Here is a 24504-nt window from a genome sequence, read left to right on the forward strand (position 1 = left end):
GTTGGCAGGGTTGCAGCTGACAGACCGCATTCGCGAGCAAGCCCGCTCCCACAGGAGATTGATGGTGTGGCGGGGTTAGCGGCGTTGGAGGAGGCCGCGCAGGGCGAGGACGGCGGGGATGCCCAGGCCGAGCCAGCTCAGGGCGTCCCAGATGCCGTCGCCCAGCAGCGCGGCGAACAGGCCGGCGGCGGTGAACAGGGCGATCACCGTCGGGGTGCCGAAGACCTTCCAGAAATTCGACTGCCTGGGTTTCATGCCACGCTCTCCGCTTGTTCCAGCACCGGCTTGGCTGCCTTGCGCCGCACCACCCACAGGTAAACCCCGCTGCCGAGGACGATGATGGTCAGCACATCCAGGGTCGCCCAGAGGATCTGCATCGGCATGCCGCCGTAATCACCGAAATGCAGCGGCTGTGACATGCCCATGGCGTCCATGTACCAGGGCCGTTCCGCCACCGCCGTCACCTTCAGGGTGCTGGCGTCGATCAGTACGGGCGTGAGCAGGTGCGAAGTCAGGTGCGTGCTGCCTTTCATGAACACCGCGTAATGGTGTTCGCTGGAAAACCGTGTGCCGGGGAAGGCGATGAAATCCGGCTGCATGCCCGGCGCGACTTCCTTGGCGATATCGAGCAGGCGCGTGGCCGGCGCCAGTTGCGTCAGCGGCGGCGCATCGCGATACGGGGCGACCATCGCGCTCAGGCTGTCGTTGCGCCAGGCGGCGATCAACAGGTCGGCGCAGGCGCTGATCACGCCGGTCACACCCACCACCAGCGCCCAGGTCAAAGTCACCACGCCAATCAGGTTATGCAGGTCGAGCCAGCGCAGGCGGGTGGACTTGTCCTGGCGCACCGTGGCGAACTTCAACCGGCGCATGAACGGCAGATACAACACCGTACCGGACACAATCGCCACCACGAACAACAAGCCCATGAACGCCAGCAACAGCTTGCCCGGCAACCCGGCGAACATGTCCACATGCAGGCGCAGCATCAGCATCATGAAGCCGCCATTGGCCGACGGCATCTCCAGCGCCTCGCCGGTGCGGGCGTCGAGCATGAAGGTGTGGGACGAGTTCGGTTCGGTACCGGCGGTGGCCGCCATGATCGCGATCGCGGCGTTGGGCTCGTCCTCTTCGAAACCGAAATACTGCATGACTTCGCCGGGGCGATGCTTTTCAGCGGCCTGCACCAGTTGCTGCAGATTGAGCTGCGGCGTGTCCGCCGGCATTTCCCGCAATTGCGGGGCATCGCCCAGCAGATGATCGATCTCGTGATGGAAGATCAACGGCAGGCCGGTCAGTGCCAACAGCAGCAAAAACACCGTGCAGATCAGGCTGGTCCAGGTGTGGACGACGGACCAGCGGCGAATTGTTTTACTTTTCATTTCATGACCCTCAGAAATACCAAAGCCGTCCTCGAAGGACGGCCTGGGTACTGGGCGTGTCAGCTCAGGCCGTTACCACTTGTAGGTGGCACTGGCGACGACGCTGCGTTGGTCGCCGTAGTAGCAGTAGAAGCTGTCACAGGTGGAGATGTAATCCTTGTCGAATACGTTGGTCGCGTTCAACGCCAGCGAAGCACCCTTCAGGCTGTTGTCCAGGCGACCGAGGTCGTAGTGGACCGCAGCGTCGAACACCGTGTAGGCGTCGGCCTTGCCCAGCCAGGTATTGGCCTGATCGCCGTAGGTGTTGCCGGTGTATCGCGCACCGCCGCCGATGCCGAAACCGTCCAGCACGCCGCTGTGCCAGGTGTAATCGGCCCACAACGAAGCCTGCTGGTTAGGCATCAGTTGCAGACGGTTGCCCTTGAAGTCGCCTTTTTGCACTTCGGATTTGGCCAGGGTGTACGCCGCGATCACCTTGAGGTTCTCGGTCACGTCGGACACTGCTTCCAACTCCAGGCCCTTGACCTTCACTTCACCGGTCTGGCTGGTGATCGAGACGTTATCCGAGTTGGTGGTGGTGACGGACACGTTCTTCTGCGTCAGGTCGTAGATTGCCGCGCTCAGCAAGGTGTCGCTGCCTGGAGGCTGGTACTTGATACCCAGTTCCCATTGCTCGCCTTCGGTCGGCTTGAACGATTGGGTTGGCGAGGCGGTGGCGTTGCTGGTCGGCTGGAACGACTCGGCGTAGGACAGGTACGGCACGAAACCGTTGTCGAACACATAGCTGATCGCTGCGTTGCCGCTGAAGTTGCTGTCACGTTCGGTGTTGGTGGCATCGCCCTGATTGAAGAACTTGGTACCGGTGTGGACCCAGTCCTCACGACCGCCCAGGGTCAGGCGCCAGTTGTCGAGGGCCATCTGATCCTGAATGTACAGACCAGTCTGGTAGGTCTTCTGGTCGTAGTCATAGAACGCGCTGGAACGAGGTGGACGCACGATTTCCACGCCGCGCACAGGATTGATCACGTTGGTCGGCGGCGCGCTGCCGAAGATCGAGGTGTAGTTGGTATTGCTGCGCTGATGATCGAGGCCGATCAGCAAGGTATGACGCACATCGCCGGTGGCGAAGTCGGCCTGGAAATTGTTGTCCACGGCGAACTGGCTGATGTCTTCGTCGACGCTGGTGGTCGAGCGGCCCACGTTGCCATCGTTGTCGACCTGGGTGAACGGATACGCGCCGACGGTGATGCCCTGGAAGGACAGGTCGGATTTGGTGTAGCGCAGGTTCTGGCGGAACTGCCACACATCATTCAGACGATGTTCGAAGGCGTAGCCCAGCGCGTAGTAGGTGCGGTCGTAATATTCCCAATCCGGGTCACCCAGATTCTTGTGGTGGGAAACATCGCCGAACGGCATGTTGATCTTGGTGCCCTGAATCGGCAGGAACTGGCTGGTGATGCCGGTATCGTCACGGGTGAATTGCGTGAGCAGGGTGAATTTGGTGTCTTCGTCGATGTTCCAGGTCAGGCTCGGCGCAATGTTGTAGCGCTTGTTGTCGACGTGGTCGATCTGCGTACCGCTGTCGCGCACCACGCCGCTCAAGCCGTAGAGGAATTGGCCTTCCTCATCGATTTTGCCGGTGCTGGCAAAGTTGATCTGGCGATGATTGTCGCTGCCGTATTGCAGCTGGATCTCGTTGCTCGATTCGGCGCTGGGACGGCGGCTGACCATGTCCAGCAGACCGCCCGGTGGCGTCTGGCCGTAGATCGACGAAGCCGGGCCGCGCAGCAGGGCCAGGCGGTCGAGGTTCCAGGTTTCCTGTTTCGGGTTGGCGTATACGCCCTTTGGCAGCGGCAAGCCGTCGAGGAATTGGGTCGGTTCGAAGCCACGCACGCGAATCCAGTCGGCACGGGTATCGCTGCCGTAGCTGCTGGCGGTGATGCCCGGCATGTAGCGCACGGCGTCGTCCAGGCTTTGCACGTTGCGGTCGTCCATCTGCTCGCGCGTCACGACCGAGATCGAACGTGGAACTTCAACCAATGCAGTGTCGGTCTTGGTGCCGGCGGCGGTGCGCTTGGCGACATAACCTTCCACCGGGCCCCAGGCGCTTTCAGTGTTCTCAACGCCGATCACGTTGGTTGCCGGCAGGGACAGGGAGCCTTCCGGCACAGCCACCAGGGTGTAGCTGCCGCCGCTCTGCTCCAGTTGCAGACCGGTGCCGCGCAGCGCTTCACGCATGGCGCCTGCGGCATCGAACTGGCCATTGACCGGCGCGGAGGTCTTGCCCGCGGCCAGCGATGGGTTCAGCGACAAGGCGATACCGGCCTGGCTGGCGATCTGGTTCAGGGTGCTGGCCAGAGGCGCGGCCGGCAGGTTGTAGGCACGCACGCTGGACTGCTCGGCGGCGATCAGTTGGCTGCTGGCCATAGGGGTGCAAAAGGCAATGGCGACCGCCAGCAAACTGGGGCGCAACAAGGTGTCTAGCGAACGGGACATACAGCGGCTCCTGAAAGTAAATACTTCTCAATTGCCTAGGTGCCGGACGAGATTCGAAAAGTGATAGGGGTAAGTGAAAATAATTTCGATTCAGTGATTCTCAGTGAAGCTGATGGCCTCTTCGCGGGCAAGCCTCGCTCCTACAGGAACTGCGTGGAATCTGGATTTTATGCACGACGCAGCACCATTGTGGGAGCGAGCCTGCTCGCGATGAGGCCTGTCAGCCGCCGAATTTTTATGGATATACACAATCCCTGTGGGAGCGGGCTTGCCCGCGAAGACGTCCTCCCAGACACCACAATGTTTAGTGGTTGTTTAAAGCCAGTAGGATTTCTGCGGATAAAGCTGAAGGATGCTGTAGGCGATCTCCGAATTTTGCTCCAGAGCACTCTGCTGTCTTGTTGTGCTTTTCGGTGTCGGGCTAGTCTCCGGTCGTCGCTGATACCAAGCGATCGAGTGTGGTAACTCGGAACCGGACAACGACGTTATCCAGACACTCAGGAGCAAGATTCATGAGCAAAACAGATATGCCCTCCGCTTCAGACCTCAAAACCCCCGGCTTCACCCCCTTCATGTACATCTCGGACCAACCCCTGTTCCACGTCTGCCGCGACGTCCCCATCGTCGACGCCCTGTCCGAAGCCTCCAACCTGCTGTTCCTCGCCAAGGCCTTTGCAATGGATGCCGCTTACGCTAAAGGCTGCGACCGTCACGCGTGGGCGGCGCATTATTTGGCGGCGATGGGTAAGGCCGTGGTTGATGATGTGGTGAAGGTGTTGGAGCGGCGGCCTTTGCAGGCGGCGAAGAAGACAGAGGTGTAGCGGTAAAGCGTGCAATGAGCCCCGAGATTTCGGGGCTTTTTAGTTGGTGTCGGCGTACAAAGAACCTTTGTAGCAGCTGGCGAAGCCTGCGTCCGGCTGCGCAGCAGTCGTAAAACCTGAGTGCGAGTTTTACCTGAAACACCGCGCCGGCTGATTTTGCGACTGCTTCGCAGCCGGACGCAGGCTTCGCCAGCTGCTACAGGGGTTTCGTGAAAGTGCCGATCACGGTGCCAGAATCTCAAGCCAGGGCCAGCGAGCCTGATAACTCCTGGCCTTCTGCTCGAACAAATCCGGCTGCGGGTTTTTCGGGTTGATCCGTAATATCCCCTGTTCGGTATCTTCCAGACCGTTAGGCGCATACACCTCACCCGTTTCAACATCCATCCCGATACAAGTCCCAGCCACCAAATAGCGATCCACCCCATCCTGGGATGACTGAAGCGCCGGATACGCTTTGCCGAAACGCTCGCCATACCAAAGGTGCACCCGCGCCTGATTCTTGAACTCGACATTGACGCCCAGGTCCTGGAACAGGGCTTGAGCCGACTGAATCACCTCGTTCTCGGCCTCCCAGGACAGGTCCGTGTGGAAGTAGAAAACGTCGTAATCCTTGATACCCCAGTCCGCCGCCCGATTCGCCTGGTGATTCCATACGGCCTGGAACAGGCAGCCGGCGGTGAGCATGCATTGGTTGAGGTGAAGCGAAGGCAGGCGGGAGAGGATTCGGGCGTTTATCGGGTTGGTCATGGCAATACTGACCAGTTTTTCGGCGGTCAATGTCATGTTCGTTCCTTGAAGGGCATTGGTCATTGGCGGGCACGCCTATTGTAGGAGCTGCCGAGTGAAACGAGGCTGCGATCTTTTGATTTTCAAGGGCAAGATCAAAAGATCGCAGCCTTCGGCAGCTCCTACAGAGGGCGGGGCATCAGCGAGGTAATGGTTGTCTGTCAGGACGCCTTCGCGAGCAAGCCCGCTCCCACAGGTTCTGTGGCCTGGCACAAATTTCGCGGACCACCTCAAATCACTGTAGGAGCTAGCTTGCCGCGATGGTGGTCAACGATGACGCGGGTTACCTGAATGCCCGCGGTGTCTGGGCGTTCATCGCGAGCTGGCTCGCTCCCACAAGTTCAGCGGATGTATGCAAAATCAGCAAACACCCTCATTCCGCATAACCAAACCTCACCGCCCGGCTCTGCCCCCGCGTCGCCAGGCAGTAATACAGCGGACAAGTCACCACCAATCCCACCAGCCACGACAGGTCCGCACCGTCTACCAGATTGGCATACGGCCCGACATACAACGACGTGTTGGCAAACGGCAGCTGCACAATGATGCCGATGAAATACGCCACGATCGCATGCACATTAAACCGCCCATAGATCCCGCCATCGGCGCGGAAGATCGAGGCGATGTCATAGCAGCCACGCTTGATCACATAGAAGTCGATCAGGTTGATCGAAGCCCACGGCACCAGCACCAGCAACAGCGCCAGAATCAGCCCGATGAACTGCGAAATGAAGTCCGCCGACGCGCCCAGCGCCACCACGCAGCAACCCACCAGCACCACCGTCGACAACACCACACGCACCTTGATGCTCGGCGTCCACTGGCTGGCAAACGTCTGGATCGAAGTGATGATCGACAGCACCGCGCCATACAGATTCAGGGCGTTGTGGCTGATGATATTGAGCAGGAACAGCACCATCAGAATCGGCCCCAGCCAACCGGTGGACTGCTTGACCGCCGCCATCGCTTCAGTGCCTTCCGGAGTCGCCAGCACGGCTACCGCACCGAAGGTGAATGACAGGATCGTGCCCAGGGTCGCGCCCAGGTAGGTGGCGAAGAATGGGCGGCTGATGCCGATATCCGCCGGCAGGTAACGCGAATAGTCCGACACGTAAGGCGAGAAGCTGATCTGCCAGATGATCCCCAGCGACACCGTCGCCAGCCAGCCGGAGAGGTTGAAGCCGCCGCGGGTGAAGAAGTCCGCCGGCAGGTCATGGGCGAAGATGTAGAGGAAGCCGGCGAGCAGCGCGCTGCCCATGACCCAGGTGCCGATACGGTTCAGGGTATGGATGAAGCGGTAGCCGATCACCCCGATCGCCGTGGCGCTGAGCGCGCCGATCAGAATGCTGGCCGGCACCGGAACCGAAGGCACGATGCCGACGATCGACTTGCCCGCGAGCACGATGTTGGAAATGAAGAAGCCGATGTAGATCAACGCGGCAAAGAACACGATCAGCAGCGCGCCGTAACGTCCGAACTGACCCCGGCTCTGGACCATTTGCGGGATGCCCATGCGCGGCCCCTGGGCCGAGGCGAGCGCAATCACCAGGCCACCGACCATATGCCCCAGGGCAATCGCCAGCAGCCCCCAGAACAGATTGAGGTGGAACACCTGAACCACCATCGCGCCGGTCACGATCGGCAGCGGCGCAATGTTGGTGCTGAACCATAGAGTGAAGAGATCGCGGGCCTTCCCATGGCGCTCTGCGAGAGGAACGTAGTCGACCGTGTGGTTCTCGATCAACGGATCTTGCCGGGACATCTGGGACATAGGGTATGAACTCTAGTTTGTCTGTTCTTATCTTTGTAAAAGCCAAACCGGGGACGCTCTTTGGCGCCCCTCAGATGCGGACCATATTATGGTATTCCAACATTTTCACAAGACTGATCCGGTCCTGAAAATCGCATCTGATCCGCTTTCCTGCGGTATATCGACGCACTCCCCTACGCGCAAAGCCCCGTAATCATTGAGTTGAAGTGCTGCCATGCGCGTTTGTCGGCAGGCAATGAAAGTCCTTGCAAACTTGGTATTACGGTATACCATCAGACCTACAAACACATAAAAACCGCGTCACACCACCCGAGGAACGTCCAATGATCGATGCCGCCGTCTACAAACAAGTCATGGGCTCGTTCCCGTCCGGCGTGACCGTTATCACCACCCTCGATGACGACGGGCAGATCGTCGGCCTGACCGCCAGCGCCTTCAGCTCGCTGTCCATGGACCCTGCCCTGGTGCTGTTCTGCCCCAACTACAGCTCCGACTCCTATCCTGTGTTGATCAAGAACAAGCGCTTCGCCATTCATTTCCTGTCCGGCGGCCAGCAAAGCGAAGCCTATGCGTTCGCCCGCAAAGGCAAGGACAAGGCCCAAGGCATCGAGTGGACCCTGAGCGAACTGGGCAATCCGATCCTGGCCAACGCCACGGCGGTCATCGAATGCGAGCTGTGGCGCGAATATGAAGGCGGCGACCACGCGATCATGGTCGGCGCGGTGAAGAACCTGATCGTGCCTTCGCACGACGCCGGCCCGCTGGTGTATTGCCACGGGAAGATGGGGGCGTTGCCTGTTCTGGCCTGAGCCACCTCCCACAAGTTAAAAGAATTTGCAGCCATTTCGTATTATGGTATACCAATAACCATCAGCCCCGCAGTCGACGGGTCGACCACAAGAGATTCGAGGTAGCGTCATGAAATTTTCCCTGTTCGTACACATGGAACGTTGGGACGAAAGCGTCAGCCACCGTCAGTTGTTCGAAGACCTGACCGAACTGACCCTGATGGCCGAGGCCGGTGGTTTCAACACCGTATGGATCGGCGAACACCACGCCATGGAATACACCATCTCGCCAAGCCCGATGCCGCTGCTGGCGTACCTCGCCGCCAAGACCACCACCATTCACCTGGGCGCCGGCACCATCATCGCGCCGTTCTGGCACCCGCTGCGGGTCGCCGGTGAATGTGCCCTGCTGGACGTGATCAGCAACGGTCGCATGGAAGTCGGCCTGGCGCGTGGCGCTTACCAGGTGGAATTCGATCGCATGGCCGGTGGCATGCCAGCTTCCAGCGGTGGCCAGGCGCTGCGGGAAATGGTTCCAGTCGTTCGTGCCCTGTGGAAAGGCGACTACGCCCACGACGGCGACATCTGGAAATTCCCTACCTCCACCAGCGTGCCCAAGCCGATCCAGCAGCCGAACCCACCGATGTGGATCGCCGCCCGCGACCCGGACTCGCACAACTTCGCCGTGGCCAACGGCTGCAACGTCATGGTCACGCCGCTGATGAAAGGCGACGAAGAAGTCCTCGACCTGAAGAACAAATTCCAGGCCGCACTGGACAACAACCCGGACGTGCCGCGCCCGCAACTGATGGTGCTGCGTCACACCCACGTCCACACCGCAGACGACCCGGAAGGCTGGAAAGTCGGCGCCAAAGCCATCTCGAAGTTCTACCGCACCTTCGACGCCTGGTTCGGCAACAAGCAGACCCCGGTCAATGGTTTCCTGGCGCCAAGCCCGGAAGAGAAATTCGCCGGCCGCCCGGAATTCGAACTGGAAAGCCTGCACAAGACCGCCATGATCGGCACCCCGGAAGAAATCATTCCGCGCATCAAGTACTACCAGGAACTGGGTGTCGACGAATTCAGCTTCTGGTGCGACAACAGCCTGCCTCATGCGGAAAAGAAAAAGTCGCTGGAGCTGTTCATCAAGCATGTGGTGCCGGCGTTTCGCTGATTACCACCCTGCCCCGCGGATGCGAAGCCGCGGGGCGTGACTGACGTGCAGGGTCGATTTCCATGAGCATTGCTTCATGAACCATGGTCATCCTCAATCGCTCGCCCTTCCCTCCGGCGCCGCGCAGGCTTATCTGCGCGGTGAATGGACCGCTTCGCACCTGCATTTCAAGCGCCTGCGCGCCAGCGTCACCGCCAAGCAGAACGGCTTCTGGCAAATAGTTCACTGAGCAATCCCGAATACGAATCCACGTACCCAGACATCGGGCGTCAACCCCATGCCTTGGGTGCATCGTGCTTCGTCCGGCTCCTGCCGGGCTGGCAGGACGCAACAGCGTCCGGCTCATGATCAGGTTTGCCCCATGAACAATAAAAACGCACTGTTGATCATCGACATGCAACAAGAGGACGGTTTCGTCCTCGAACACTTCGACACGGTGGTCGCCAACACCGCCATCCTTCTGGAATCTGCCCGCCACCAACAGATCCCCGTCATCTTTACCCGCCATCTCAACAGGGCCGACGGTCTAGACCTGCCGCTCGGCGAACCCCTTGACGCCGACGGCGGGCCAAGCAGTTATCGCGCCGGCACCCGGCAGATCGAAATCATCGAATCACTCTCCCCACAGCCCAATGAAACGGTGATCGACAAGGGCCGCTACAGCGCCTTCCACCGCACCGATCTGGACAGTCGACTCAAGGCCCAAAACATCGACACGCTCACCATCGGCGGCGTGCTGACCGATGTCTGCGTATTGAGTACGGTGTTCGATGCCTTTGCGCTGGGCTATCGCATTCGTCTGGTCAGCGACGCCTGCACCACGACCACCCTGGCCGCGCATTACTCGGCGCTGTTGATCATGGCCAATTGGGTCTATTCGCTGGAAATGCTCACCACTAGCCAATGTCTTCGAGCCTTTGCCCAGCGCGATTACCTGAGCCTGAATCCCGACCAGCCGGACATGTTCGCCCACCAGCCCCACGAGCTGGAAAGCACCATCGCCCGTCTGCAAGCCCACCTCGTCCAGGTTCAGGAGTGATCGCCATGCAAGTCGAGAAAAGAAGCATCGATTTCATCCCGGAAACCGAACGTCACGGCCACCCCGGTTCGCTGTTTTTCATCTGGTTCGGCGCCAACATGAACATCACCACCATCGCCTCTGGCGTGTTACCGGTGGTGATGGGGCTCAACCTGTTCTGGAGTGCATTGGCCATTCTGGTCGGTTCGCTGGTGGGGGCGATTTTCATGGCCTCCCATTCCGCCCAGGGACCGAAACTGGGCATCCCGCAGATGATCCAGAGTCGCGCCCAGTTCGGCGTGATCGGCGCGGTGTTGCCGTTGCTGTTCGTGATGCTGATTTACCTGGGGTTCTTCGTCAGCAACACCCTGCTCGCCGCCCAGGCGCTAGAGTCGGTCAGCCCGTTGCCCGCCACCGGCAATGTCTACCTGATCGGCGCCTTGTGTTTCGTGGTTGCGCTATATGGCTACCGGCTGATCCATCGCTTGCAGAAGTTGCTGTCGATCCTCTCGCTGCTGGTGTTTGCCGCCGCCACAATCCTCGCGTTGCAGCTACCGATCCCGGCCGAACAGTGGCTGCCGACCGGTTTTTCGCTGTCGAAGTTCCTGGTGGCGGTGAGCATTGCCGTGACCTGGCAACTGTCCTACGCCCCCTACGTCGCCGACTATTCGCGTTACCTGCCCGGCAACACTTCCACCGCTCGGGTGTTCTGGTTCAGCTACGCCGGCACCGTCAGCGGCGGCGCCTGGATGATGATTCTCGGAGCGATCCTCAGCGTCGGCATCAGCGATTTCTCAAGCAACGTCGGCGGCCATGTCGCCGGCCTGTTCGGCAGTGGCGCGCTGTTGCTGTTCGCCTTCATCGTTTATGGCCAGGTGTCGATCAACGTGTTCAACCTGTACGGCGCCTTCATGTCGACCGTGACCGTGATCGAGCCTTTCGCCCGACTCAAGGTCACACCTCGGGTGCGCGGCGTGTTCATGCTGCTGATCAGCCTGCTGGCGACGGCGCTGTGCACCATCAGCCAGGATGATTTCATCAGCTTCTTCCTCAACTTCATTTTCTTCATGAGCTACTTCCTGATCCCCTGGACGGCAATCAACCTGGTGGACTACTACTGCCTGCGCAAAGGCCAGTACCGGATCGATGACATTTTCGATCCCGACGGTGTGTACGGGCGGGTCAACTGGATCGCCTGTGGCAGCTTCGTGCTGGCGATTGCCCTGGAAGTGCCGTTCATGAACACCACGCTGTATGTCGGTCCCGTTGCTACGGCGCTGGATGGCGTGGACCTGGCGTGGCTGGTGGGGTTGCTGGTGCCTGCGGTGAGTTATTACGGGTTGATGAAGCGGGCGATTGGCAAGCCGGTTTTGACCAGCACGTCATAACACTACCCACCTGTAGGAGCCGAGCTTGCTCGCGATGGACGTCAACGATGACGCGGGCCGTCTGATTCCCCGCGTTGTCCTGTCGTGCATCGCGAGCAAGCTCGGCTCCTACAGGGTTCAGCGTCGAGAAGCTTTGTATCGCAATGTATCTACACTTCCCCGCGATACAAAACGCTTCACCCGCGCGCTTTTCTGAAATAGCCCGGATACCTCCCTGCCCTTAAATGTGAACCACGGCCTTCACCGCCTGGCCACCACTGAATAAGGAGCTCCACCATGAACGTGCATTTTTCGAAATCCAACGCCGATAAAAATCGCCGCCATCTGGTGGGTTCCACTGTTCTTGCCCTGACCCTGGGCGTCCTGGGCGCCATCAATGCCCAGGCGAGCACCACGCCAACCACCGCGCCTGTCGCCGCTTCCGTCAACGCCGATACCCCGTTCGGCCCGCTCAAGCACATCAAGGCCGGCCTGCTGGACGTGGCCTACGCCGAAACCGGCCCCGCCAATGGCCCGGTGGTGATCCTGCTGCACGGCTGGCCGTACGACATTCACAGCTACGACGAAGTCGCCCCGCTGCTCGCCGCCAAGGGTTATCGCGTGCTGATGCCTTACGCCCGGGGTTATGGCGATACCAAATTCCTGTCCGACAAAACCCTGCGCAACGGCCAGCCCGCTGCACTGGCCAGTGACGTGATCGATTTCATGGACGCGCTGAACATCAAACAGGCGGTGCTCGGTGGCTACGACTGGGGCGCGCGTTCGGCGGATATCGTCTCGGCGTTGTGGCCTGAGCGGGTCAAGGCGCTGGTGTCGGTCAGCGGTTACCTGATCGGCAACCAGGCCGCCGGCAAGAACCCGCTGCCGCCCAAGGCTGAATTGCAGTGGTGGTACCAGTTCTACTTCGCCACCGACCGCGGCCGCGATGGCTACCAGAAAAACACCCACGATTTCGCCAAGTTGATCTGGCAGCTGGCTTCGCCGCAGTGGAAGTTCGATGACGCCACCTACGACCGCAGCGCCGCCGCCCTGAACAACCCGGATCACGTCGCCATCACGGTCTACAACTACCGCTGGCGCCTGGGCCTGGAAACCGGCGAAAGCAAGTACGACGCCCTGGAGCAGAAGCTGGCCAAGGCCCCGTCCATCAGCGTGCCGACCATCACCATGGAAGGCGACGCCAACGGCGCGCCGCACCCGAAAGCCGAGGACTACCGCCAGCGCTTCACCGGCAAATACGAGTACCGGCTGATTTCCGGCGGCATCGGTCACAACCTGCCGCAGGAAGACCCGCAGGCGTTTGCCAAGGCGATCATTGATGCCGATCACTTGTAAGCTCGCGAGGCGAAAAGATCTTCTGGAAAAATGAACGGGTGTTTCTTAATTATTCAGTTTTCGAAACACTCACCCAGGGATAACTTGATCGTAAGTCCGGCAAGCGCCGTTGGCCGGTTAACCTTGTAGGAGCCGGGCTTGCCCGCGAAGAGGCCGGGACATCCAACATCAATGTTGGCTGATCCGACGCCTTCGCGGGCAAGCCCAGCTCCTACAATGGATAGGGGTGTGCAATCTTTTTTCGCCAATCCTGCCCATTGATTTCTTGCGATCCGAGGTAAGTCCCATGTCTGAACAAAAACTGGCTGTGCACGCGCCTTACAACGGCGCCCTACTCGGTCATGTCGTCGCGGCCAGCGCGGCCGATGTCGAGCAGGCGCTGAGCGTCGCCCATGGCCTGTATCGCGATCGCAGCCAATGGCTGAGCAAGCCTCGGCGCATCGAAATCCTGCACCGTGCGGCCCAGTTGGTCACCGAACGCAAGGTCGAGATCGCCACCCAGGCGGCCAGCGAAGGCGGCAAGCCGCTGAAGGATTCCCTGGCTGAAGTGGAGCGCGGTATCGACGGCATCCTCAACAGCATCGAAGTGCTGCGCACCGAGGGCGGCCATGTGATTCCGATGGGCGTGAACGCTGCGTCGGCCAACCGTGTGGCCTTCACCCAATTCGAGCCGATTGGCGTGGTGGCGGCTGTTTCCGCCTTCAACCACCCGTTCAACCTGATCGTGCACCAGGTGATCCCGGCCATCGCCGTCGGCGCGCCGGTGATCGTCAAGCCGGCGGGCAACACCCCGCTGAGCTGCCGCACCCTGATCGATATCCTGACCGAAGCCGGCCTGCCGCAAGGCTGGGCGCAGATGCTGCTGCCGGCGGACAACACCATCACCGGCAAACTGGTGTCCGACCCCCGGGTAGGTTTCTTCAGCTTCATCGGTTCGGCGAAAGTCGGCTGGATGCTGCGTTCGACCCTGGCGCCGGGTGCCCGTTGCGCCCTGGAACACGGTGGTGTGGCGCCAGTGATGCTGGCCGCCGATGCCGATCTGGACGACTCGTTGCCGCGCATCGCCCGTGGCGCCTTCTTCCATGCCGGCCAGGTTTGCGTCAGCGTGCAGCGAGTGTTCTGCCACCGCAGCATCGCCGAGCAAGTGGCCGAGCGTCTGGGCCAACTGGGCGATGCCATGGTGGTCGGCGATCCGACGGATGCACGGACCGATGTCGGCCCGCTGATCACCGAGCGTGAAGTCGCTCGCGTCAGCCAGTGGGTGGACGAGGCCGTCGCCGGCGGCGCGCGCCTGATCTCCGGTGGCCGTGCGCTGGGCAACAACTGCTACGCGCCGACCGTGCTGCTCAACCCGTCCATCGACTCCAATGTGATGCAGAAGGAAGTGTTCGGCCCGGTGGTCGCGGTGTATGCCTACGACGATCTGTCTGAAGCGATCGGGCTGGCCAACTCGCTGCCAGACTCCTTCCAGGCCGCGGTCTTCACCCAGAACCTGGACACCGCCATGCAGTGCTACCAGGAACTGGACGCCACCGCCGTGATGATCAACGAAAGCACCACCTTCCGCGTCGACTGGATGCCCTTCGCCGGCGCCCGCCAGTCCGGCCACGGCGTGGGCGGCATCCCTCACACCATGAAGGAAATGCAGACCGAGAAAATGATGGTCTGGCGGTCCAAGGCCGTGCGCGGCTGATCAGCGGTCCACCCTTCAATGGGTGGACAACACAAAACCTGTAGGAGCGAGGCTTGCCCGCGAAGGCGTCAGGTCAGTCAATATTTGCTTTGACTGATACACCGCAATCGCGAGCAAGCGCACTCTCGCAAATTCAGACCAGCCCCCGGCTACCCGCATACGCCACCACCACCTGATTCAACGCAGCACTCAACTGGCGCTCATCCGCGGTTTCCAGTGCCGCCTCCAGGCTGTCCATGTACCCCAGCAACTGCGCCTTGACGTGTTGCGCGAACTCGGGGCTGACTTCCTGATCCTCGTAAAACAGCACATACGCACGACAGAACTCGCCGATCACGAAACACATTGCCGCGTGTTCGGGGATGCTGCGGATGATCTGCTCGCACTGCACCCGCACGCGTTTGAAGGCGTCGGTGCCGGGCAATGCCTGACGAAACTCCTGGACTGCGGTTGTGAAATTCATGGCGTACTCCTCGGACCTGGTTAACGATCGAATGAAAGGCGCTGGCCGTGCAGGCCGCAGAGAATGGCTGTGCCATCCCAGACCCGTTGGCCGTTGACGAACGTGCTGACGATGCTCGATGAAAAGGTGCTGCCCTCGAACGGACTCCAGCCGCATTTGGACAGGACTTCGCTGCGCTGCACGGTATGTGGCCGGTCCGGATCGACCAGCACGAGATCAGCCGCATAACCCTCGCGCAGAAAACCGCGACCGCTGACGTCGAACAACTGCGCCGGGGCATGACTGACCGCTTCGACCACCCGTTCCAGCTTCAACTCACCGGCAAACACCCGCTCCAGCGCCACTTGCAGGGCGAACTGCACCAGCGGTACCCCCGACGGCGCTTTCTGGTAAGGAGCGTTTTTCTCTTCGAGCAGATGCGGCGCATGATCAGTCGCCAGCACGTCGAGGCGACCTTCGGCCAGAGCCCGGACAATCGCCTGACGGTCACGCTCGCTCTTCACCGCCGGGTTGCACTTGAGCCGCATCCCTAGCCGCTGGTAGTCACTGTCGTTGAAGTGCAGGAAATGCACGCAGGTTTCGGCCGTGATGCGCTTGCCCTCCAGCGGCCCGGGCTCGAACAGCGCCAGCTCTTCGGCGGTGGAAATGTGCAACACATGCAGGCGCGCGTCGTGTTTGCGCGCCAGGGCAATGGCCAGCCGGGTCGACTTGATGCACGCCTCGCGGGAGCGGATCAGCGGGTGCAGATGCGCAGGCAGGCTCTCGCCATAGCTGCGCAGCGCCTTTTGCAGGTTTTCCTCGATCATCGGCGAGTCTTCGCAATGGGTGATGATCGTCACCGGCGAGTCGCGGAAGATGCCGTTCAACACTGCTGGATCATCCACCAGCATGTTGCCGGTGGACGCCCCCATGAACACCTTGACCCCGGGTGTGCTCTTCGGATCGATCGCGCGGATCGCCTCAAGGTTGTCGTTGCTGGCACCCATGTAAAACGCGTAATTGACCACCGAAGATTGCGCCGCGATGGCGTACTTGGCTTCCAGCGAGTCGCGATCCAGCGCTGGCGGCCGGGTGTTGGGCATCTCCATGAAACTGGTGATGCCGCCTGCCGCACAAGCCCGGGATTCGCTGGCGATGTCCGCCTTGTGGGTCAGGCCCGGTTCGCGGAAATGCACCTGGTCATCGATCATTCCCGGCAACAGCCAGAGCCCGGTGGCGTCGATCACCTGCTCCCCGGCGCGGGGATCGAGCGTCGGCGCAATCTGCGCGATCAGCCCGTTTTCGATCCGCAGATCGCTGCAAAAGCGCTGGCCCTCATTCACCAGCGTGGCGTGGCGAATCAGCCACGAATCAGGTGAAACAGTCATAGCGTCAGCTCCTGCATGGCGTGGTACAGCACTTGAGTGGCCTCGATGAAATCATCGAGCGCCATTGCCTCGTAAGGATTGTGTGAACCGTGCTGGTTACGGATGAAGAGCATGGCGCTGCTGATTCCGGCGTTGGCGAAAACTGCAGCGTCATGCCCTGCACCACTCGGTGTCAGGACGCCTTCCCAGCCATGCTCGCGGGTCGTGCGCACGAAGGCGTCGACCCAGGGCTGATGCATGGCCGCCGGTTGCGTGTCGATGCGTTTGTCGAACTCGAAACGAACCTGGCGACGTTCCTCGATCTGGCGGATTTCCGTCTCGATCAAGGCATAAAAGGCGTCCAGCGTAGGTTGATGCAGGCTGCGGATTTCCAGGCTGAAATTCACTTCACCAGGAATGCGCGAGACTGCGTGATGAGCGGCGTTGGTGCCCAGGGTGCCTACCGTGACCACCAGATCGCGGCCGTCTTCCAGCCACTGGCCCCACAGCTCGTCGATGTGCGCCACCAGCTCACTGACGGCGAAAACCGAATCGTGGCGGTCTTCGCGGGACACGGCCCCGGAATGACCGTCCTCGCCCAGGCAACGCACCCGGTTGTGGCGCAGATTGCCGCGAATGCCGGGCACGATGCCGATGGCCTGACCCATTTTTTCCAAGGACTCGGCCTGCTCGATATGCACTTCCAGATAGCCGGCGAACTGCTCGCGATCGATCAGCCACTGCCGGCTGCGGATCGCCTCCAGGTCCGCGCCCACCGCCTGCATCGCTTCGCCCAGGGTTTGCTGATTGAAGCGGTTGACCAGGGTCAGATCGGCGGAGGTGAGGCCACCCATCAACGCCCGCGAGCCGATGTAGGACTTGCCGAACCAGGCGCTCTCCTCACCGCGCAGGCCCAGCACACGAATCGGTCGCGGGGTGCGCACCGCCTCCCGATCCAGCCGGCACAGGCACAGCAATCCTGCGACCACGCCCGCCAGACCATCGTAATTGCCGCCTTGAGGCACCGAGTCCAGGTGCGAGCCGATCCAGATCGCCGGCTGACCATCGTCATCGGCCCGCTGGAAAATCACGTTACCGGCACGGTCGCTGTGCACCTGCAAACCGTTGTCCCGGGCGAACTGAGTCAGGTAGTCGATCGCGGCGTTTTCACCGGCGCCATAGCTCTGGCGGGTGATGCCGATTTCCGGGTCCAGGGACAGTTCGCCGATCTCGCTGAACATCCGCTGTGCCTGCTGTTTCCAGAGCGCGTTCATGGCAAGGCTCCAAAGGCAGGGGCCGGGGAATCGTCGAGACTGCCGATCAATGAACTCAAGCGGCTGACGCCCTTGCGCCGGCAAAACACTTCCAGCTCGTTGACCATCAGGTTCATGGTCTTGGGGTGGATGAAGGTCGCCGTGCCGACCTGCACCGCGCTTGCCCCGGCATAGATGAACTCCAGCGCATCGTCGGCGGTGGCGATGCCGCCGCAACCGATCACCGGAATCTGCAGGGCTTTGGCGCACTGATAGGTCAGTCGCACCATCAGCGGTTTGATCATGGCGCCGGAAATGCCGCCCATGAAATTGCCCAGCCGCGCCCTGCCCTTTTCAATGTCGATCGACAGCCCCAGCAAGGTGTTGCCCACCACCACTGCATCGGCGCCTTCGTCCTGCGCGGCCAGGGCGATGTCGACGATCTCGCCGGCATTGGGGGTCAACTTGACCCACAGCGGCAGCGAGGTGCTGGCGCGCATCAACTTGATCACCTCCCGCGTGCTGTCGGCATGCATGCCGAAGGACGCGCCGTGGGCTTCGATGTTGGGGCACGAGATATTGGCCTCGATGCCCGCCACTCCCGGTACGTCGCTCAAGCGCGCGGCCAGTTCGGCAAAACCCTGAGCGCTGGGTGCGGAGATGCTGACGATCAGCGGCGAATCGAAATTGCGATAGAACGGCACCACCTTTTCGATAAACAGGTCGGCGCCTTTGCTCGGAATACCGATGGCATTCATCATGCCGTCGGCCAGTTCGCAGACCCTGGGCATCGGGTTGCCGCTGCGTTTTTCGCTGGTGATGGTCTTGGTCACCAGCGCACCCAGGGCATTGAAGTCCAACAGGTGAGTGAGCTCTTCGGCGAAGGTGCCGGACGCCGGCATCACCGGGTTCTTCAGGCGCAAGCCGCCGATGTTTACGCTTAGATCGATCATTCCAGCACCTCCGCCAGGTCGAACACCGGGCCTTCCAGACACACACGTTTGCCGATTTTCAAACCATCGACTTCGAACACATCGACGCAGCATTGGCACATGCCCAGGCCGCACACCATTTGCTGCTCCAGGGCAACCTGCCCGGCCAGCTGCAATTCGGCCGACAGGCGTTTGAGCAGGCGGGTCAGGCGTTTCGAGCCGCAGGTGAACAAGGCGTTGCTGCCCTCACGGGCAATCACCTGACGCAACAGGCTTTCGAGGTTTTCCAGGGAACTGCTGCCGTCTTCGTCCAGCACGCAGATGACCTCGGCACCAAGGGAAGCGAAGCGTTCGCGGGACAACAGGCTCTTTTCGCTGCGGGCGCTGAGCACGGCGGTCAGCTTGATGCCCAGGGCATGGGCCGCTTCGGCCAGCGGTGCCAGGGTCGCCAAGCCCACGCCGCGGGCGACGATGGTCATGTGCTGCCACTGCGGGTCGAGGTCGAACCCCTTGCCCAGTGGACCGAGGATTTCCAGAGTCTGCTGTGCGCCAAGGGTTTCCAGGCCGAAGGTGCCCTTGCCGGTGACCTTGTACAGAAACTCCACCTGGCCGCTGGCCGGATCGGCCTTGTAGGTGCTCATGGGACGACGGAAAAACGGTTTGTGCTCGCCTTCGCTGGGGCACAGCAGGTTGAAAAACTGCCCCGGCTGCGAGTGACAGGCCGCGCCATCGGCCTGCAGGATCAGACGCTTGTACTCGTCGTTGACCCATTCGTTGGACAGCACCACAGCCAGCGTATCGTTGGGCGGTGTGACGGCAATGGCCTGGCAGCAGCTTGAAATCCCGCTCATGTTTAAAGCCCTCTTTGTTCTTGTTCAGTGCTTTGTCTAATTTTTGATACTGTCGAGCCAAAAGAATCGCAACGTTGCCTGTAACCACGGCAACGTTGCGCTTCCCTACTTCAGTTATGGATTGACTCTACGCTTTGAAAAGCTGTTTGTCTAATTATTGATACAGCATTTCGGAAAAAAATTTCGCCGTGCGAAAGTCCCGATTCAAGCCTTACTTTTGTGCTGCTGCCTGAGGTTGTGCCACCTGTGCCGAGCCACTGTCGCCCTGGCTGCGCGGCAGCAGCAACAGCGTCGCGGCCATGGCCATCAGGTAGATCGATGCCAGCAGCATGATTGCCGCCGAGAACGAATACGCCAAGGCAATCGCCCCCACCACCAGCGGACCGAACCCGCCGACGCCACGGCCGACGTTGAATAGAACGTTTTGCGCCGTGGCCCGGACCTGAGCTGGATAGAGATCGGAGATCAACGCACCATAACCACCGATCATGCCATTGACGAAGATGCCCATCACCACGCCGGTAAACAGCATGCTGATCGGGTCTGTCAGGTTGGCGTAGATCAGCACCATTCCCGCCGCGCTGGCCTGATAGAGCAAGAAGATCCGCCAGCGCCCGAAACGGTCGGCCAACTGTCCGAACAGCCAGATACCGAAGGCCATCCCCACTACCGTCGCGGCGGTCCAGGTGCCGGAGGCGGTCAGCGAGAAGCCGAACTGGCGCGACAGATAACTGGGCATCCAGATCATGATTCCGTAGTAGCCGAAGTTCTGCACCGACGTCAGGACCATCACACCGATGCTGGCCTTGGTCGTCGGCACATCCTTGAACAGTTGGCCAAAGCGCTGACTGAAGGAAATCGGATTGACCGTGGCCTTCACGAACTCTTCCGGCTCGCCCATGGTATGGCGAATCACGAATGACAGCAGCGCCGGCACCAGCCCGACCAGGAACATTCCACGCCAGCCGATATGCGGCAACAGCAAGGGCGTCAGCAGCGCAGCCGCCAGGACCCCGGCCTGCCAGCCCATGCCGACGTAGGATGAAGCGCGGTTGCGCTTGTTGGCCGGCCAGGTCTCGGCGATCAGCGCCATGCCGATGCCGAACTCTCCGCCCAGGCCGAACCCGGCCAGGGTGCGGTAGGTCAATAAATCCCAATACCCCTGCGCCAGCGCGCACAGACCGGTGAACACCGAAAACACCAGAATGCACACGCTGAGCATCTTGACCCGACCATAGCGGTCGCTGAGCTGGCCGAAGATCAGACCACCGGCCACAGCGCCGAGCAGTGTCCAGGTCACAAGAGAACCGGCTTCGGAGGTGGTAAGTCCCAGGCCAAGGGTGATGGCGGGCAGCATGAAACCAAGGATCAACAGATCGAACCCGTCCATGGCATAGCCGGTCACGCTGGCGATCAACGCCTTGCGCGGTGACGCATCCGCCATGGCGGCGCTTGAGTCGTTGTGAGTTTTCACAATCATTACCTCTTATTGTTATCACGGGTTTAAGGCGGGTAATTCTTCGCAGTTTACCGCCTGACTCATCCCTGTTAGGAAACAGCGCCGTCCTTCTATCGCCTGAGCGATGCGCTGAGTTTACGAACAAATGAGACTCGCTGTCTAATTTTTGATACGGGCAATGCGAAAAAATAATCCGCTCGCCTTACAGATGCCATTCCAGGTTTATCGATAACGCATCGACGTCCGTTCCCGGGCCGCTCTCGTTGCCGAACTTGTTGCGCCAGTACTCGTACCCCGGCCCGACCCAGAACACATTCTTTTCGCCCCAGACCATCTGCCCGACATCCAGCATCAACGAGGTGCGCATCAGCTGTTCGGCGGCGGTCGGACGGTTCTGGTAGTCGTCGCCCTTCTCGCTGCTGTAGGTGTAGAAGCCCTGGAACTTGAGCGGCAGACCGCCCGCGGTGAACGGCACACCCCAAGTCAGGTTGAACTGATAGAACCGATCGAACAGCAGATCGTTGTGATTGCCCGGCTTGCCGCACACATCCAGACCGCAGTGGTTCCACTCACGGGCGTACAGCAGGCTGGCGTCGAGAAAGCCCGTGGGCAAGGCAAACTTCAGCGTCGGGCCTACAACCAGCAGGCGCTTCTCGGACGCAAACTCGTTGTTCTTGGTATTGAGGTCGAAACCGGCGGTCAGAGCCACGTCCTTGACCGGGCCGAACGCCAGCGGTTTGTCGAACACCTTGCCGTATTGCAGCTGGTTGCGGTACGTCAGGTAAATCTCCGTAGCGCCCGTGCCGCCGCCCTTGGCCGGGTCGGTCCTGTCGGACTTGAACACATCGAGATTGATGAAGTTCTGCCCCAATTTGTAACTGCTGACGTGGGTGATTTGCAGGATGTTCTTGGCCACGTCTTTGGTTTTGCCGGGGTCGGTGTAGTGGTCGCTGTAGCGGTAACCGATCAGGGTGTCGCTAAAGCCCGGTGCGGCCAGGGCACAGGGCGCCAGAACCGACAGGGAAAGTGCCAGTGACAGCGCCGGCAACGAGGGCCTGGCGGTGGAATGATTCATGGGTGTGCTCCGTATTCTTATTGATTTAGGGGCGTAGCAGGTCGCGTAATCAGCGTTGGCTGTTCACGGCCTCTGGTTTTTTTCAGCTTTGACAAGGTCGGGGTTTCGGGTCGGCGATGTGCTCCAGGGCAGGTTTTCAGGCGTAAAAAACCCCGTCGCGCTGCAACGAGCGCGACCGGATTCGGGTTATTTCAGTCAGTGCAGAACAGACAGACGTGCAAGCGTCAGCCCGGAGCCAGGCTCGGTATGGGGATTTGGGGTGGGATACTCATGGACATGGCCGCACCGTTTTTGTATTTTTTAGACGAACGAATAATTTCGTCTAAATATTGATACAACGAAGTTGTTTCGCGGTCAACAGATTCTTCGGTTGAGTCGCATAAACGGTGCCCGGATACTTTCGGGGCTACCCTTTCGCCCCATGGACATCAGCCTTTCGGAGTTGCAGTGAGCCAAATCGACTACCAGGCCATCGGCGAACGCCTTCGGGCCTACCGCATCGGACGCCAGTTGAACGCCGACCAGGTGGCGGAGAAACTCGATATTTCCCGTGCGGCGGTATATCGCCTGGAGCTGGGCAAGATCGTCAAACTCGAAACCCTGGATCGCCTGGCACAGTTGCTCAAGGTGTCCCTGACCAGCCTGCTGGGTTCCGATACCGAATACTTCGACAACGCCCTGGGCTATTTCGAGCGCATGCGCCAACTCGAAGCGCGCTCGGTGAGCATCCAGTCGTACTTCGATCCGTTCTCCTACCTGCTGACCTCCCCCGCCTACACCGATCTGTTCAAGACCATGCTCGACGAGGCGCGGCCGAAGGATTTCGACGCCAGCCAGGAAGCCATGCAGGCGCAGATCCTCGAGATTCTGAATGAGCGTAAGGCGACCTTCTCCAAGCAGAAGTTCGAGGTGCAATCGATCATCAGCCTGCGCCAGATCGAGCGCTATCTGCACATCGGCCTGGTGGGTCGCCTTGATCTGCCGCCGAGCGTCAGGATGGAGCGCGCGTTGCTGGCCCGGCGCGAAGTCGAAAACTTGATCGAGCAGATCGGCAGCGAAGGTTCGCGGTTCAACATCTACCTGATCGACGAAACCCTGCCCAGCGCCACCTTCCAGATCTTCGAACAACCCCACACCAGCTATGTGGCGGTCAGCCCCTACCGCCTGGGCGAATTGCCCAACATTCATACCGGGATCGCCAGCGTGACCTCATCGCCCGAGGCGGTGGAGATGTACAAATCCATGACCCGTGGATTGCTCGAACGCGCGCATTCGGGCGAGGCGGCGAAACGGGAGTTGAGCAAGCTGCTGGCCAAGCTTTAAGTACGCTGTTGAATGTACCGGCCCCTTCGCGGGCCCGGCTCCCACAGATTCCTCTGTCGACTCAAAAATCTGTGACCGACACAAATCCCTGTGGGAGAGGGCTTGCCCGCGGAGGCGTCAGGTCAGTCAACATTTGCTTTGACTGATACACCGCCTTCGCGAGCAAGCTTCGCTCCTACAGAGCCGTACGAACGCCGGTACATGAGTTACTTGATGGCCGCTTTCAGCTGGTTGAGCAATTCGGCGGATTTGTCTTCATCACCCGACTCTTTCTTGTCGAACCAACTGGTGCCCTTCTCCAGGATCTCGGCAAGGATCGGGAAATACAGCTGTTTCTTCTTCGCCAGTTCCACTGGGTCGGCGGCGGTGGCCTGGTCGAGGGCATTTTGGATGGTCGCGCGCTGGGTCAGCCACTGCGGGGTGGATTTCTCTTCCGGGCTCATGTTGTCGAGGAAGTTCAGCGCCGCCTTGGCTCGGCCGACCGGGTCGTTGGCGAATGGGTCGCGCCAGTTCTTCTTCTGATCTTCGGGGCCCACGTAATAGCCGGTGGCAAGTTGTGCCTGCTGGCGCATCAGCTCCTGCGCAGAAGCAATTTCTTCCTTGGTGAACTGACCGCCTTCGTTGCTGGCCACGGCGTACAGCGAGCGCCGATCCAGATCGCCCATCAGCGAATTGCGATCGGTCATGCTGTTGTCGTAGGGCTTGCCGCTGTCCTTCATCAGCGCGTACTTCTCGTCCATGCGCTTGCGGGCATCGAGGGCGACGTCGGCGAAGGTCTTGTCCTTGGAGCTGGAGATTGCCCCGGGCTTGGCCGCGCCGAGGATCAGCGCATCGGCGTTCATCCCCTCGCGCACCGGAAAGTACGGCGCATTGCTGGCGATGGCCGCGCTGTAGTCGGTGGCGGTGCCGGAGAAACTCACCGAATCGTCATTCTGCGTCGCGTTCGCCGACTGGCTGGCACCGTTGCCCTGGGCATTGGAGGTCTTGCTGCTGGCGGCGGAGGAATAGGCGGCGATCAAGGCGCTGGATGAGGATGACGACGAGTTGACGTACATGGTTCTTCCTTGTGGTCGATGGGCAACACGAAACCTGTGGGAGCGGGCTTGCTCGCGAATGCGGTGTGCCAGGCAACATCTCTGTCGACTGAATC

The 24504-nt window shown here is 60.5% G+C and carries 22 protein-coding genes; 9 read left to right on the forward strand and 13 right to left on the reverse strand.

Going from position 1 to position 24504, the window contains the following annotated elements:
• Nucleotides 1–75 precede the first annotated feature (75 nt).
• From ACW9JE_RS16680 to ACW9JE_RS16690, 3 genes are all read right to left on the reverse strand, one after another.
• Entirely contained in the window at nucleotides 76–255 is a 180-nt protein-coding gene (locus ACW9JE_RS16680; protein WP_224538041.1) for a hypothetical protein, read from the reverse strand.
• Nucleotides 252–1382 carry a PepSY-associated TM helix domain-containing protein gene (locus ACW9JE_RS16685; RefSeq protein WP_457433354.1) on the reverse strand — a complete coding sequence of 377 codons (1131 nt, stop codon included), beginning with the start codon at nucleotides 1380–1382 and terminating at the stop codon, nucleotides 252–254. Before ACW9JE_RS16685 ends, ACW9JE_RS16680 begins: the two co-directional genes overlap by 4 nt.
• A 72-nt stretch (nucleotides 1383–1454) precedes the next feature.
• On the reverse strand, nucleotides 1455–3878 hold the full coding sequence (locus ACW9JE_RS16690) for a TonB-dependent siderophore receptor (RefSeq protein WP_224538038.1): 2424 nt from the start codon (nucleotides 3876–3878) through the stop codon (nucleotides 1455–1457).
• A gap of 512 nt (nucleotides 3879–4390) precedes the next feature.
• Here ACW9JE_RS16690 and ACW9JE_RS16695 point away from each other — a divergent pair.
• Nucleotides 4391–4699, forward strand: a complete 309-nt coding sequence (locus ACW9JE_RS16695; RefSeq protein ID WP_224538036.1) for a DUF3077 domain-containing protein — start codon at nucleotides 4391–4393, stop codon at nucleotides 4697–4699.
• 222 nt (nucleotides 4700–4921) lie between these two features.
• Here the strand turns inward: ACW9JE_RS16695 and ACW9JE_RS16700 are convergent, their stop codons facing one another.
• The gene (locus tag ACW9JE_RS16700; protein ID WP_457433364.1) at nucleotides 4922–5482 is read right to left on the reverse strand and encodes a nucleotidyltransferase family protein; all 561 of its coding nucleotides are present in this window, start codon (nucleotides 5480–5482) and stop codon (nucleotides 4922–4924) included.
• Between the two features lie 376 nt (nucleotides 5483–5858).
• Nucleotides 5859–7256, reverse strand: a complete 1398-nt coding sequence (locus tag ACW9JE_RS16705) for a purine-cytosine permease family protein (RefSeq protein WP_457433355.1) — start codon at nucleotides 7254–7256, stop codon at nucleotides 5859–5861.
• A 323-nt stretch (nucleotides 7257–7579) separates the two neighbouring features.
• Between ACW9JE_RS16705 and ACW9JE_RS16710 the strand changes: the two genes are divergently transcribed.
• The 7 genes from ACW9JE_RS16710 (at nucleotide 7580) to ACW9JE_RS16740 (ending at nucleotide 14652) form a co-directional block, all read left to right on the forward strand.
• Complete coding sequence (locus ACW9JE_RS16710; protein ID WP_224534743.1) at nucleotides 7580–8065, forward strand: flavin reductase family protein; 486 nt, start codon at nucleotides 7580–7582, stop codon at nucleotides 8063–8065.
• Between the two features lie 109 nt (nucleotides 8066–8174).
• Nucleotides 8175–9218 (forward strand): LLM class flavin-dependent oxidoreductase, encoded by a 1044-nt coding sequence (locus ACW9JE_RS16715; protein ID WP_175378867.1) that lies wholly within the window; start codon nucleotides 8175–8177, stop codon nucleotides 9216–9218.
• A gap of 76 nt (nucleotides 9219–9294) precedes the next feature.
• Complete coding sequence (locus ACW9JE_RS16720; protein WP_457433356.1) at nucleotides 9295–9447, forward strand: hypothetical protein; 153 nt, start codon at nucleotides 9295–9297, stop codon at nucleotides 9445–9447.
• 132 nt (nucleotides 9448–9579) lie between these two features.
• Nucleotides 9580–10257: an isochorismatase family cysteine hydrolase gene (locus ACW9JE_RS16725; protein WP_457433357.1), complete on the forward strand. Its 678-nt coding sequence runs from the start codon at nucleotides 9580–9582 to the stop codon at nucleotides 10255–10257.
• A 5-nt stretch (nucleotides 10258–10262) separates the two neighbouring features.
• Nucleotides 10263–11624 (forward strand): purine-cytosine permease family protein, encoded by a 1362-nt coding sequence (locus ACW9JE_RS16730; protein WP_457433358.1) that lies wholly within the window; start codon nucleotides 10263–10265, stop codon nucleotides 11622–11624.
• A 276-nt stretch (nucleotides 11625–11900) separates the two neighbouring features.
• Nucleotides 11901–12959, forward strand: coding sequence for an alpha/beta fold hydrolase (locus tag ACW9JE_RS16735; protein WP_457433359.1), 1059 nt, complete (start codon nucleotides 11901–11903; stop codon nucleotides 12957–12959).
• A gap of 286 nt (nucleotides 12960–13245) precedes the next feature.
• Nucleotides 13246–14652: an aldehyde dehydrogenase family protein gene (locus ACW9JE_RS16740; protein WP_457433360.1), complete on the forward strand. Its 1407-nt coding sequence runs from the start codon at nucleotides 13246–13248 to the stop codon at nucleotides 14650–14652.
• A 133-nt stretch (nucleotides 14653–14785) separates the two neighbouring features.
• Here ACW9JE_RS16740 and ACW9JE_RS16745 read toward each other — a convergent pair whose 3' ends face one another.
• The 7 genes from ACW9JE_RS16745 to ACW9JE_RS16775 all read right to left on the reverse strand — a co-directional run bounded on the left by ACW9JE_RS16745 (nucleotide 14786) and on the right by ACW9JE_RS16775 (nucleotide 22031).
• Nucleotides 14786–15115 (reverse strand): hypothetical protein, encoded by a 330-nt coding sequence (locus ACW9JE_RS16745; RefSeq protein ID WP_224534757.1) that lies wholly within the window; start codon nucleotides 15113–15115, stop codon nucleotides 14786–14788.
• Between the two features lie 20 nt (nucleotides 15116–15135).
• A complete protein-coding gene (locus ACW9JE_RS16750) occupies nucleotides 15136–16482 on the reverse strand; it encodes a dihydroorotase (RefSeq protein ID WP_457433361.1) in 1347 nt (448 codons plus the stop codon).
• Entirely contained in the window at nucleotides 16479–17735 is a 1257-nt protein-coding gene (locus tag ACW9JE_RS16755) for an allantoate amidohydrolase (protein ID WP_457433362.1), read from the reverse strand. The genes ACW9JE_RS16750 and ACW9JE_RS16755 overlap by 4 nt, the downstream gene beginning before the upstream one ends.
• Nucleotides 17732–18667: a dihydroorotate dehydrogenase gene (locus ACW9JE_RS16760; RefSeq protein ID WP_224534763.1), complete on the reverse strand. Its 936-nt coding sequence runs from the start codon at nucleotides 18665–18667 to the stop codon at nucleotides 17732–17734. The genes ACW9JE_RS16755 and ACW9JE_RS16760 overlap by 4 nt, the downstream gene beginning before the upstream one ends.
• Nucleotides 18664–19497: a dihydroorotate dehydrogenase electron transfer subunit gene (locus tag ACW9JE_RS16765; RefSeq protein WP_224534765.1), complete on the reverse strand. Its 834-nt coding sequence runs from the start codon at nucleotides 19495–19497 to the stop codon at nucleotides 18664–18666. The genes ACW9JE_RS16760 and ACW9JE_RS16765 overlap by 4 nt, the downstream gene beginning before the upstream one ends.
• Before the next feature lie 211 nt (nucleotides 19498–19708).
• Nucleotides 19709–20971 carry an MFS transporter gene (locus tag ACW9JE_RS16770; protein WP_224534767.1) on the reverse strand — a complete coding sequence of 421 codons (1263 nt, stop codon included), beginning with the start codon at nucleotides 20969–20971 and terminating at the stop codon, nucleotides 19709–19711.
• Between the two features lie 187 nt (nucleotides 20972–21158).
• Nucleotides 21159–22031, reverse strand: coding sequence for a hypothetical protein (locus ACW9JE_RS16775; RefSeq protein WP_224534769.1), 873 nt, complete (start codon nucleotides 22029–22031; stop codon nucleotides 21159–21161).
• Nucleotides 22032–22478: 447 nt separating this feature from the next.
• On the opposite strand from ACW9JE_RS16775, the gene ACW9JE_RS16780 reads away from it, so the two are divergent.
• The gene (locus tag ACW9JE_RS16780; protein ID WP_224534770.1) at nucleotides 22479–23354 is read left to right on the forward strand and encodes a helix-turn-helix domain-containing protein; all 876 of its coding nucleotides are present in this window, start codon (nucleotides 22479–22481) and stop codon (nucleotides 23352–23354) included.
• 206 nt (nucleotides 23355–23560) lie between these two features.
• Here ACW9JE_RS16780 and ACW9JE_RS16785 read toward each other — a convergent pair whose 3' ends face one another.
• On the reverse strand, nucleotides 23561–24409 hold the full coding sequence (locus tag ACW9JE_RS16785; protein ID WP_457433363.1) for a hypothetical protein: 849 nt from the start codon (nucleotides 24407–24409) through the stop codon (nucleotides 23561–23563).
• Nucleotides 24410–24504 lie beyond the last annotated feature (95 nt).

Source organism: Pseudomonas sp. SDO55104_S430 (genome assembly GCF_054070595.1).

Excerpts from the sequence above, each read along its gene's own strand:
- ACW9JE_RS16750 (WP_457433361.1), bottom strand. The coding sequence starts at position 16,482 with ATGACTGTTTCACCTGATTCGTGGCTGATTCGCCACGCCACGCTGGTG.
- ACW9JE_RS16710 (WP_224534743.1), top strand. The coding sequence starts at position 7,580 with ATGATCGATGCCGCCGTCTACAAACAAGTCATGGGCTCGTTCCCGTCC.
- ACW9JE_RS16705 (WP_457433355.1), bottom strand. The coding sequence starts at position 7,256 with ATGTCCCAGATGTCCCGGCAAGATCCGTTGATCGAGAACCACACGGTC.
- ACW9JE_RS16690 (WP_224538038.1), bottom strand. The coding sequence starts at position 3,878 with ATGTCCCGTTCGCTAGACACCTTGTTGCGCCCCAGTTTGCTGGCGGTC.
- ACW9JE_RS16695 (WP_224538036.1), top strand. The coding sequence starts at position 4,391 with ATGAGCAAAACAGATATGCCCTCCGCTTCAGACCTCAAAACCCCCGGC.
- ACW9JE_RS16720 (WP_457433356.1), top strand. The coding sequence starts at position 9,295 with ATGAACCATGGTCATCCTCAATCGCTCGCCCTTCCCTCCGGCGCCGCG.
- ACW9JE_RS16785 (WP_457433363.1), bottom strand. The coding sequence starts at position 24,409 with ATGTACGTCAACTCGTCGTCATCCTCATCCAGCGCCTTGATCGCCGCC.
- ACW9JE_RS16680 (WP_224538041.1), bottom strand. The coding sequence starts at position 255 with ATGAAACCCAGGCAGTCGAATTTCTGGAAGGTCTTCGGCACCCCGACG.
- ACW9JE_RS16755 (WP_457433362.1), bottom strand. The coding sequence starts at position 17,735 with ATGAACGCGCTCTGGAAACAGCAGGCACAGCGGATGTTCAGCGAGATC.
- ACW9JE_RS16745 (WP_224534757.1), bottom strand. The coding sequence starts at position 15,115 with ATGAATTTCACAACCGCAGTCCAGGAGTTTCGTCAGGCATTGCCCGGC.
- ACW9JE_RS16725 (WP_457433357.1), top strand. The coding sequence starts at position 9,580 with ATGAACAATAAAAACGCACTGTTGATCATCGACATGCAACAAGAGGAC.
- ACW9JE_RS16740 (WP_457433360.1), top strand. The coding sequence starts at position 13,246 with ATGTCTGAACAAAAACTGGCTGTGCACGCGCCTTACAACGGCGCCCTA.
- ACW9JE_RS16775 (WP_224534769.1), bottom strand. The coding sequence starts at position 22,031 with ATGAATCATTCCACCGCCAGGCCCTCGTTGCCGGCGCTGTCACTGGCA.
- ACW9JE_RS16685 (WP_457433354.1), bottom strand. The coding sequence starts at position 1,382 with ATGAAAAGTAAAACAATTCGCCGCTGGTCCGTCGTCCACACCTGGACC.
- ACW9JE_RS16760 (WP_224534763.1), bottom strand. The coding sequence starts at position 18,667 with ATGATCGATCTAAGCGTAAACATCGGCGGCTTGCGCCTGAAGAACCCG.
- ACW9JE_RS16765 (WP_224534765.1), bottom strand. The coding sequence starts at position 19,497 with ATGAGCGGGATTTCAAGCTGCTGCCAGGCCATTGCCGTCACACCGCCC.
- ACW9JE_RS16735 (WP_457433359.1), top strand. The coding sequence starts at position 11,901 with ATGAACGTGCATTTTTCGAAATCCAACGCCGATAAAAATCGCCGCCAT.
- ACW9JE_RS16730 (WP_457433358.1), top strand. The coding sequence starts at position 10,263 with ATGCAAGTCGAGAAAAGAAGCATCGATTTCATCCCGGAAACCGAACGT.
- ACW9JE_RS16700 (WP_457433364.1), bottom strand. The coding sequence starts at position 5,482 with ATGACATTGACCGCCGAAAAACTGGTCAGTATTGCCATGACCAACCCG.
- ACW9JE_RS16715 (WP_175378867.1), top strand. The coding sequence starts at position 8,175 with ATGAAATTTTCCCTGTTCGTACACATGGAACGTTGGGACGAAAGCGTC.